The organism is Desulforhopalus singaporensis, from assembly GCF_900104445.1.
GTDB lineage: Bacteria > Desulfobacterota > Desulfobulbia > Desulfobulbales > Desulfocapsaceae > Desulforhopalus_A > Desulforhopalus_A singaporensis.
On the sequence record NZ_FNJI01000061.1, the window covers coordinates 1 to 11,031 of the forward strand.

An 11,031-nucleotide genomic window follows, 5' to 3' on the forward strand; every position below is an offset into this window, starting at 1 on the left:
AGGTTTTTGGGGATGCGAAGATGACGACTGCACTACTTGATCGTTTGACACATCATTGCGACATCGTAGAAACCGGCAATGAGAGTTATCGGCTGAAAAATAGAAAATAAGTTCATCATTTACTATCCGCCCCAGTTGAGTTCTGCCGCTCCGACGAGCATTTTGGTGGGCCCATTCTCGCGCCAGAACTCAATTGGGGCTACCTTGAGATGAAAGCTTTAAAATAACAGGATTAATGGAACCCCCTTTTTACTTTTTGGGGGTCATTTTTGGACGCTGACAGGGGGTCAATTTTGAATGCTGATTGACACCGTAGACAGTGGATTTTATCTTTCGCCACCAGGTGTACTCGCCTTCTTCTTCAAACGGTGGTTCTCTTGATTTTTTGATTTGAAACTCGACAATTGCTTTGATGGGGTCAACCCGTGAACCCTTGAGTTGACTGTACAGTGCGGTACCTGAGGATATGATAACGAACGTTACCAGTAGAATTTTTACTGCTCTTGATAGGTAATTTTTCAATAGGCATTTCTCCTTTTATGCTTGAATTTATAGGGCAAAAGCGACCATCGAACTCACAGGGTAGAACCTGGGGAACTATGTCGTAGGGGTAGCGATGTGGTGGTGATTACTGCGGGTAGATCCTGCAGAATGTGGGGGACTTGATGGAAAAACAGTCGGAATGATTTGCTAACATCTCATATATTTATATATATAGTATTATGTCCTATATATGATTTTTTATATATTCTCCTGGATAGTTGTGGAAAATATTAGCTGACTTTCATGAAAACCCCACCTAATATTTGCAGCCTTTTGATATTTGGTATTTTCTAGATATCCATTGACTTACACATCCTTTAAAATATCGCTATGGTTATCGGTTGCACCATTAACCATATTCACCTCTTCATCTCGTGAACGTTAACGTAAGATCTCTAGATCTACCTTACCTTTTAAAATCTTCCCGCTATCTGATGATCAATACCCTTTAAGCCATAAATATATATCCTATTTTCAGTTAGTTATATCAATGGACTATTGAGATGAAATCCTTAAGTTTAATAGGTGTTATTTTTCAATAAATATTGTATTCTCATTTATAAGTGTGAGCTAATACTCTCACACAGCAAATCATTAAATAGCTTTTTTAACTTTGAAATCAAGAGGAGGTATCTAAATGATTAAATTCATAAGAAGATTTTTCCCTAAAAGCAGAGTTAGAAGATTTTGCCTTACGTCTCAAACCGGCTTTACAGTGAACGCGAACTCTAGCCAGTGTGCAGGTCATTGCCGTTGTGTTTAATTAATCATATTTAAGCAACTCCTTGTTTTTCCGCAGGGTAATGTCCATTTTTTTTAAGTTGGTCAATTTTCTTCTTGGCCAACTTTTTTTTTATCTGGTTACCCTAATCCTCAGCAAGAGAAAATCAGAGAATTTCAACATACTGTAATAACGTCACTTTTTCGACTTACCGCTTACCTGCCACTTGCGAAATTGTGTTATCAGCGTGCAATCAGTAGCTTGCATGCTCATTCATGGCGTTTATGAAAATGTTTGCTGAACATGAGGGGTAATCAGTTTTTTTTATGTTAAATAAACTTAAACATTTAACTGCACCTTTATCTATCAACTTTGAAATTACTGAAAGATGTAATCTTAAATGCTCATTCTGTTATTGTTCTTCAGAAGAATATAAACAACAATTTTCAGGCAACGATACGTTCGATAGTTCATATTTTAGTCGATTGACTGATATTCTCGATATCTTAAAAAAAAGTGGTGTATTTGAAATAAGATTCTTTGGGGGGGAGTTTTCTATCTATCCCAAATGGAAAGAACTTATGGCATATGCCCATGACTTAGATTTTTTCATTTCATTTGTTTCTAATGGAGTCCTTTTTAGTAATGAAGATATTAACTTTTTTCAGGATGTAGGAATAACAAGTTGTGCAATATCCCTACATGGAGATGAATCTACACATGACAACATAACTGGCATACGTGGTAGTTTTAAGCGTACTATTAACACTATTAAAAATTTACAGGCAAAAGGTATCGATGTATCTGTTCCATTTACCCCAAATGTGTTAAATATTGATTCTTTTGAAAAATACTGCGATTTGCTAATAGAAGATCATGGAATTAGTGGAATTGGCGTTAACAGGTTGTTCCCTTGTGATGGATTTAAGCCATTAACATTAAATGATTACAAAAAAATTTTTAAAGTAATTGAAAGAGTACGGTCCAAGCATGGATTAACCATTAATTTCATAGACTCTTTCCCCAGATGTCAAGTTGATGTAAAATATTGGAATTATGTCACTAACTGCTCGCAGGGAGTTGCGTTTGGTCAAGTTAACTATAATGGGGATGTAAAAAATTGTTCGAGTATTTGTGAGAATTTAGGCAATTTATTCGAGGATGATTTAACAACTATTTGGAATAAAAGGCTATTTCACTTTAGAAATTTAGAGTATCTTCCACTTTCTTGCAAAATTTGCCCTGTATTCTGTGGAGGAGGTTGCATAGCTAGTAGAACTACAAAGAAGAATTTTCAATCTGATATATTTATACCTCGAAAAGAAGAGGAATCTATCAAAGACACACTTATTATAACAATTGCAAATTATTTAAAAAAATACAAATACCATAAAATTCAATCTAAATCTATCGAGAAAAGAACATCAAAAAAATACACAATCACAGACACTCCTAAAATTGGTAAACATAAGTATAGAAAAGAAAATGAAGATTATATAGTTATGATAGAAAAAAACGGCATCTTCTTCGTCGATGAAACAACGATTAAATTGTTGCCGGAATTAAATGGGAAGAACACCATTATAGAGGTAGCTAATAAGTACATGTTGAAAGTTGATGAAGTAATTTCCATCGTTAATGGTTTTTTATCCCCCTCAAGATGATTTCACATTTTAGAGTTTCTTGCTTTATCATATAAGTATTTTATAATTTGACTTGTCGGTTTTCACCTTTAATTCAAGCAGTCCAAGGTGTTGATTTGAATATGTAAACACTAGATTACAGTTAGGTTCTTTTTCGTTTATTTCAATTGGTAAAAATACCTGTCCCCAGTGAGTCTTATTAGAAAACGGTGAAGTTGAAAGGTTTACATTCTTACTCAATTGTACATCAAACCAGGCGCATAAACCTTTAATTGGCATCTCAAATTTAACATTAAAACATTTTTCATTTTTTACAAAATCATAGGTGATAGGAAACTTTCCCAGGCTCTTAAATTCCACTATATTTCCAGCAACTTCATTTCTATATATTATTGCTTCTTTTTCGTATAGATCTCTCAAAGGTGTAACATCAACATTTATTGATTTACCTACAGTTGGGAAAATTGGAATTTTTGTATTAGTTGAAAGATTGCCGATAAATAACTCGTACGAGTTTGGGATAACAATTCCTTCTGGTTTCATATTATTGGCTATACATTTGTAAAGAGAAGGAAAGATTTTTTCTCTGAACACTAGTGAGCCTAAGGGTTCGCTCACAATGATATCGGCTTTTTCTTTAGTGATTACTTCACTAAAATCGCCTATAATCGCCTCAATTTTATTTTGGACATTGTTGGCTTCAGCTAATTTTTCAATGTACTTTCCGATTTTGGTAGATTCGATAGCAAATACTTTTTTAGCACCAGCTTTTGCAGCAAGTATTGCCAAAATTCCCGTTCCCGACCCAGCATCAATAACAACATCTCCCTCCTTGACTGTTGAATAAATAGCATCTTGATATTTACTCATACGCTCCAAATCTGAAAGCATCACACGATGCGCGTTAATACTCGAGTAACTACTATCTGCGTAATTAGTGTTATTAGCTTTTATTAATATTTCATGATAAATCAAATCTGTTATCATTTTATGGTTACAATCCGTAAAATTTGATAATATTTCACTCAATGTTCTGGCGTCTGAACAAAATGCAACAATTGCGGCACTTAACGGATCAAATGACTTTCGGATATACCTGTAAGGTGAATGATAGAATACAGAGTTACTGCCAAATATTAGGCTGACATCATTTGCTCTTATATATTTATTCATAATCGGACTTTTGAGTTTTCAGCAATGATAATTGTTTAAAATCATAATATGAAAAAAACATACCATGAGAATTTGACAGTACTAGGTCAATTAAATTGGACGCTATTTTCTTTCTATATATATCTAATAAGACTCCAATTTGTTCGTCAGTCAATGCTTGTTGAGATTTGAATGGAACTTGTAATATAAAATAATCGTTTTGTTTTCCAATTTCGACGCGATATTCATCAGGATGAGAGTGAATATATGAGTTTTTTGTCAAAACAAAACCGGTCCCGTAAGTTGAAACAATTTTGTTTTGCACATTTTTAATGAAATTTAAAGTATTTTCAGCTTCATTGTATGATTCGCCTGGAAATCCTAAGAAAAACATTAACCAAATATTTATTTTCGCATTGTATAAATTGTCTATTACCTGATAAATAGTCTTCAGGTTTGTTCCCTTACCCATAAGAGTTAATATATTATCGTTTGCAGATTCCAACCCTATAAGTGTATTTGTGTATCCAGATTTCTTAAGATTAATACAAAGATCTCTAGTTATTTCTTGTTCAAATCGTATTTGTGACCCCCATCTAACTTTACAGTCTGAAATCATTTCAGATAAAGATTCTAGTTGCATAGGATGTAAAGCCTCATCAACAAAGTAAAAAGACTGGCAATCATATTTACTTTTATATTTCTTAATGTCATTTACTACAGATTGAGATGACCTTGTCCTATAGTGAGAATAGCTATATGTGTGACTGCAAAATTTACATTTGTTCCAATAGCATCCTCTAGAGTGGTAAATAGGGAGTATTTTTATAGGTGAAAAATACTTATTGAAAACAATGTCCTTAAAATCTGGCGTTGGTAATTCTTTTACAATTTCATAGCTAACCTTACATGATTTACGTACAATTCCGCCCTGAATGAAGTAAAGATTTTCAACCTCTTCAATCCTCTTATTATTATTTAAGTATTGATGCAATGAGTATAATGGTGTTTCTCCTTCTCCTGTTATGATGTAGTCCATATACTTGAACAAGTAAGGTAAGGTCAGTATCTCATCATTTAAATGGGTTAAATAGCTACCTCCTGCACATATTTTAACATCTGATATTTTTTTGACTAACCTTGCTAGAGTGATGGCTGGTAATAGTTGGGTTTCATAGTTTATAGAAATGCAGACGACATCTGAGCTCATTAGGATACTTCTATCTAATATCTTTCTAAAAAATACTGCATAAATATTCAAATGTTCGTCTGCAATTATTTTTTCAATACTATCTTCTGATACGTCTATTCCTTTATAGGTTAAATTATTAAAGCTTAAATTAAAATATTCCGAGTCAAGCGAAACCAGTTCAAGAGCAGATATGATTCTTTCCTTTGCAGCGGCATATTCTTTTGGAGTTACAGAATTATTTCTAATTTGATGTTTTGCGCTCTTTGTATCTTTAATTATATTTTTATACTTTCTGTGATATCTATATTTTTTTACTAATATTTCTAAATACTCATTACTTATGAAATAATTATAGGAATCTACGTTCAAATCTTTATGGATAATTCTTTCGACACCATTTTTTTTAAGAAAAGCAATCAAGCATGGAATAGCTAAAGATGGATAGGAAGGTTCAAATTGCGGAGGAGTTACAAATAAATAATTCACTTTAGCTAGGTAGTAGTAGTTTTTCGTATTTAAATGCCAATGATAATCATGCCTTAACGCAATCATCTGCTAAAGAATATGCGTCCCAATTCCCCTTAGTTAATCTAGATTTTTGTATGGAACTTAGGAGTGTTAAGTTTCAAGGATAATGAATGATTTCCGTTCCTAATAGCAGCTTCAAACAAGATAGAGGAGTTTTCACGAATTGTACACAATTTTCAAATCACTCCAAAACTGAAGGCAAGCGCCCATCATATATTATCAATATGTAATAGAATGTTCCATATGAGCTAACAAGCAATTCGATGCGGTATTCAACTGGTTTTTGAGTTAAATGGAGTGCAAATGTGAGAATGACAGCATATCACAATAACCTTCTAAAATTATTACACAAAGACAACAATCCGCAATTATAGATAGTTACAGCTTAACGAATTTTCAGTAAAATAACACAAATTATCCCCCCACTCTCTATGTTACTCAACCCTTCAAATTCACCCCTCACAGCCATTTTAAACCAAATCCAGCCAATGATATTCAACATCTAGAAATGGCTCAAAATGGCTGTTTACGACGTTCTTTACTCTCTCAGATCTTTACCCCAGGTATCTCCAACCTTCGGATCTACCACAAACTGGACCTCTGGAAAAATCTCAGCAAATGTTCCCTCCATGCATTCCTTAGCAACACCAGCAACGTGGTCAGCAACATCTGCTCTCGCTTCGATAATGATCTCGTCGTGCATGATATGAACAATCTCAGCATCCAGGTCAGCAAGCTTTTCGTCCAGTTCAATCAAAGCGATTTTGAACACATCTGCAGCTATCCCCTGCATGGGATGATTACAAATTGCATCATCACTGTCATCGTCAGAAATTTTTCGTAACCTTCCGAGCTTTGTCGTTACACTACCCTCTTTTTTTGCTCTAGCAGCTGTTGCGCTCCGCCAAGTACTTATTCCAGGGAAACGCTGATTGAATAAGCTTACCCAGTACATGACCTGGTCCGGATCATAAGAAAATCCTATCTCGTTGAGACGATCACAAATCTTATATGATCTCCTACCGTTGATCAATCCAATGACAATTTCCTTTCCAATTCCCCTGTAGCTGAAAATATCATCTCTGTCCCCGAAAATGATTCGAGCTGTTTCCAGATATATATCTTTCCCAGCTTTGAACAACGCTACGGCAGCTTGATCACCGGACAACGCAGCCATTATCCTTGGCTCTTCCTGTGAATAGTCTGCTTTAACCAACTTGTACCCTTCCCTGGTACGAAACAGAGAACGCAGGGGTCCACTTCTCGGCACTCTTAACAATGATCTCTCGAATCTACCTGTTGTGGTGCGGAACTGATCAATGTCATCACGATAGCGATCATCCAGACCAATCTTTTCCCAATAGCTCTCGATTTGTTTTTTTAACTTCTCATCACTGTCATCATGAAGTCGCAGCATCTCATTGATATCAACACCGACACCAGCGTTCTCTATCTTGGCTGTAACCCAAAGCAACTTAGACTCGATGCTGAAGATCTTTTCGAGTCCCTTCGATGCTATCAGCGCTTCCTGTTTCTCCCAAACCTCATAAATGCTGCGAGTGACGATACCTCGCTCCAAACCATTGGTGATATCATTACGCTTGAAAACAGTGTCCAGATTCACAAGAACATTGTTGATTTCCCCGTTGGCGATGAGCTTTTCCGTGATAACGACATCGACAATCTCACACTTCGTCAAGCCACATTTCATGAAAACCTGAGCTAATTTCTTGCCATTATTCGTGACAATTTTCCTATGGTTCTCCAGCAGGTGACTTTCAAAAAAGGACTTCAGCTCTGACAGATCACGATGCAACATCATGGATGAGAATTCAGAACCCCAAGCGACATACGCCAGATCTTCGTCATCATGCAGATAAACAGAGACATACCCTTCAGGAATCGGGTTAACTGAAGATTCGCTCTGCTTAACGGCACGATAAGAATCAATGTTCACCTTCCCGACTATGCCAAGATCATTGATCTGCTTGTAAAACTCCTTAACTCTCTCAGGATTTCCTACTCCCTGAACATAGTTACCCCGAGCATGAGGAAGTTTGATTTTGAAGGATTCGAAGTGAGGATTTCGCTCCTTAAAGTCAATTAATAAACTGGACCATTGATTTGAGTTGGAAAGGATTAATCTATCTCCATTATCCCCTGGATCTCCATTTTGGGATATACCTACAAGTAAATCGCTGGAGTTGATTCTTTGTAAGTAAATTTTAGTTATTATTATTTTTATAACATTAATTGACTTAAGCTTTTCTTTGTCAGAACTGAAATTATTACCTTCAAAGGGAAGTAATTTATCTAGAAATAAATCTTTCCTTATACAAAATAGGCTTTTACAAAATTGGCTTAAATTACCTTTTTGATTATCAGATAGGTCTTTAGCCAGTCCCCACAAAGTTGACTGAAATCTTACAGCGATACTTTCTTTTTGCTTAACAAATACGTTTGCTAGAAACCCTACATCTTGGTTCAGAAATCCATACTTATCCACAAGTGGTTTCAGTCGATTTATCGCTATTTCCTTCCAAGAATTTTCTTTGGATTTGTCGATTACAAGAGTAGGTTTTTCAAGAGATGTCGGCCAATTGTTTGCGGCGAGAACAATATCGACTTTGTTTTTGTAAATCGGTCGAATTCTATGGATTGCTTGAACAAATTCCCACTGCATGTTCGCTTCCGCCCAGTCAATCCTTTTGTCGACGTCTCTTTCATTTGGGAACAAGAGACAAGCATCTTGAGCGGCACTGTTAAGATTGGTGTAAGGTAAACCGATGACCAGAACCGCTTCGCAAATCGCATAATCGTTGATCCCCCGAGGTCCGAGGAAATGAAACATCATGAATTCTCGCGCAGGGTCGATTGCTTTCAGAATTCTCAGGACCTCATCTTCATGCTTCATGTAGGTAATGACCATGATTTTTTGTGCTTGGGTGTGCGACAGCATGTCGGTCAGGAGTTTTTCGAGATCTTTTTCCGTTGCGAGCGCCATATCTTTCCGACTGAGACTCTTCTTGATATGGACCCGATTACTCTCCCACCCAACATCTGCTCTGACAGTTTTCAGCTTTCTCCTGACCAGCGGTTCTAAAGATTCAGCATCACCGGTGGCATCTAGGATCTTGAGAGGAGTGTCATGGTAAGCAAGGTGAGTAATGCGTTTGGTCTTAAAGTTGATTTCACCTATGTTATCGATCTGGACGAAAGCGAGTACCGTACGCGAGCAAAGGGAGTTTATCCAGGTAATAGCTTTCATGTCGATCCCTTTGAAGTACAGCTGCTTTATCCTCAATTTATTGAGAGTGTTGGACAATGTCAGCAGATTAGAGACGGTTTCCTCCTCTGGCCTGCCGGTCCATTTGCTCAATAAATCTATAATTGTCGTCTCATCAGCTTCAGTGAGTTTGCGACTGTTGATGGTTATCTCCCGAGAATCACTTTTTACCAGATTCACGGAAAGGCGCTGAAAAATACTAAGGAGCTGCCTGATCAGCCTGGCGTCATTTTCCGGCACGATCTTGAGCAATGATTTCATCTTCCGCTCCGAGCAAGTTTCCTCCAGCAAAAATCCAGCTTTTAGATTTTCATCAAGGATGAGAAGATCAGGTTTGGGGATTGTCTCGACTAGGTATTGGAGCATGTGCAAGGTGACAAAATAAACGCCAGGACCAAGATTTTTTCTTTGCTTGAAGTATTCACAATCGGCGTCTCGGTTTTTGCAACTGTTGCACAAAAGTTCTTTCGGCGAAAAACCTCTGTCTGTGATATTTTCAACTTCTCCAGATCGTTGACAGGCAACTGCTTGTGACTGCAGCAGATGGAGTCCATTGGAATGTCCCAAAAGTTCAATGCATTTATTGTATGCTTCCTCTTGAAGTTGCCTGTTGAAAGCGGCATAAACGATAACCTTACCTTCCCCCATCTCACTGATCACATGTTCCATCGCTGAGTGAGTTTTCCCAACACCGGGAGTTACAACGAGCAGGGAATTGTCTCTGTTTCTTAGTTCCGTATTGATAAGATTACGAGCATCAGCAAGACTCATTTGATTTGTGGGAGGAGTTAGGTCATAGCTTTTCTTGTTAGTATTGTAATATGATCCTCTATTCTTGATTTTCGCCCAGTGGAACAGTGGAACTCCCGCACCGACAGAAGCCTCACAATTGCTATTCAAACATTTCAGTGTATAACTCGGCGGATACGCTCGTGCATTTGAAGTAGTTTTCCCGCAGAGGGGACATGGTAGACCTTGAAAGGAGATCGCCATTGCTCCTCTTGCTTCAACCTTTGATAAAATCCCCTTTTCTGAGAGCAATTCCTGCATTACTTCTAAGCTACGGGGTTCCCTATCCTTCCGAAGCATCCAAAAGCTGAAGGGATTTACCCTAAAGTCCTCAGCTATCTTCTGATTCTCCTGGATACGGTTTCCCAAAGTTCCAAGGACACTAAGGTCAGAGATTACGGGACAGTCGATTAGCCACTCGACAAGGGGATAGATCTCATGTGGATCAGGTTTTCCAGCAGTCACATTCAGATAGTCATCCAGTGTGAAGGCATCATGAGCCAGAAATTGTTTGTCGATGACGACGCTATGACTATCAGTAAGCTCCTTGTCATTATGTAGAGCATCCCCCTTATACCCCATTATCTGGTGAGGAAATTCGACCTCTTTAGATGGCTTAAGATCGTGTATATGAGGCATCTCATCTCGCATCAAATCTATAAATGCGAGGTAAGCAGGTCGATTCAACCCGACATTAGACAAAACACGGAACCCAGTGCCACCAGTTGCCATAAATTTGAAATGTTTACCAACGCCATAATTATTGAACGTCCTTTCTGTTATTCGAGCTGACTCGATGGCGCTTTTAATCTTCTCTTCTCTCCCATGAGGTGGTCAAATAAAATCGGACACTTTCCTTAGGCTGCTATTTTCAGCTCCATCTCTTTTTCAAATTCATTTGGGCTGAGATATCCCAAATAGGAGTGGCGCCTTCTGCTGTTGTAAAACATTTCGATATAATCAATGACGTCTCGCTTGGCTTCTTCCCGGGTGAGGTAGGAAGAGCCAAATACTCGTTCAGTCTTCAGACTTCCAAAGAAGCTCTCTGCAACTGAATTATCCCAACAATCACCCTTGCGACTCATACTGCTTTTCATCTGGCTCTTTCTGAGCAATTTTTGAAAATCTATGCTGCAATACTGACTGCCTCGATCAGAGTGAAAGATCAGGCCCGATG

At 37.5% G+C, this 11,031-nt stretch carries 7 protein-coding genes; 2 read left to right on the top strand and 5 right to left on the bottom strand.

What is annotated here, in order from left to right; genetic code table 11:
- The coding region (locus BLQ17_RS20785; protein WP_176761368.1) for an ATP-binding protein at nucleotides 1-110 on the top strand (110 nt) is incomplete at its 5' end.
- 139 nt (nucleotides 111-249) lie between these two features.
- On the opposite strand, the gene BLQ17_RS20790 is transcribed toward BLQ17_RS20785, so the two are convergent.
- Entirely contained in the window at nucleotides 250-522 is a 273-nt protein-coding gene (locus BLQ17_RS20790) for a hypothetical protein (protein ID WP_092226055.1), read from the bottom strand.
- Nucleotides 523-1,590: 1,068 nt separating this feature from the next.
- Here BLQ17_RS20790 and BLQ17_RS20795 point away from each other — a divergent pair.
- Nucleotides 1,591-2,928 (top strand): radical SAM/SPASM domain-containing protein, encoded by a 1,338-nt coding sequence (locus BLQ17_RS20795; RefSeq protein ID WP_092226057.1) that lies wholly within the window; start codon nucleotides 1,591-1,593, stop codon nucleotides 2,926-2,928.
- 27 nt (nucleotides 2,929-2,955) lie between these two features.
- Here BLQ17_RS20795 and BLQ17_RS20800 read toward each other — a convergent pair whose 3' ends face one another.
- From BLQ17_RS20800 to BLQ17_RS20815, 4 genes are all read right to left on the bottom strand, one after another.
- Entirely contained in the window at nucleotides 2,956-4,080 is a 1,125-nt protein-coding gene (locus BLQ17_RS20800; protein ID WP_092226058.1) for a 50S ribosomal protein L11 methyltransferase, read from the bottom strand.
- Nucleotides 4,073-5,803, bottom strand: coding sequence for a B12-binding domain-containing radical SAM protein (locus BLQ17_RS20805; RefSeq protein WP_092226061.1), 1,731 nt, complete (start codon nucleotides 5,801-5,803; stop codon nucleotides 4,073-4,075). Before BLQ17_RS20805 ends, BLQ17_RS20800 begins: the two co-directional genes overlap by 8 nt.
- Nucleotides 5,804-6,317: 514 nt before the next feature.
- Nucleotides 6,318-10,586, bottom strand: a complete 4,269-nt coding sequence (locus tag BLQ17_RS20810; protein ID WP_092226063.1) for a DNA polymerase — start codon at nucleotides 10,584-10,586, stop codon at nucleotides 6,318-6,320.
- A gap of 125 nt (nucleotides 10,587-10,711) precedes the next feature.
- The coding region (locus tag BLQ17_RS20815) for an IS3 family transposase (protein WP_143005466.1) at nucleotides 10,712-11,031 on the bottom strand (320 nt) is incomplete at its 5' end.

Bases quoted from the DNA above. Each gene is read 5' to 3' on its own strand.
- BLQ17_RS20800 (WP_092226058.1), bottom strand. From the start codon at position 4,080: ATGAATAAATATATAAGAGCAAATGATGTCAGCCTAATATTTGGCAGT.
- BLQ17_RS20795 (WP_092226057.1), top strand. From the start codon at position 1,591: ATGTTAAATAAACTTAAACATTTAACTGCACCTTTATCTATCAACTTT.
- BLQ17_RS20810 (WP_092226063.1), bottom strand. From the start codon at position 10,586: ATGGCAACTGGTGGCACTGGGTTCCGTGTTTTGTCTAATGTCGGGTTG.
- BLQ17_RS20805 (WP_092226061.1), bottom strand. From the start codon at position 5,803: ATGATTGCGTTAAGGCATGATTATCATTGGCATTTAAATACGAAAAAC.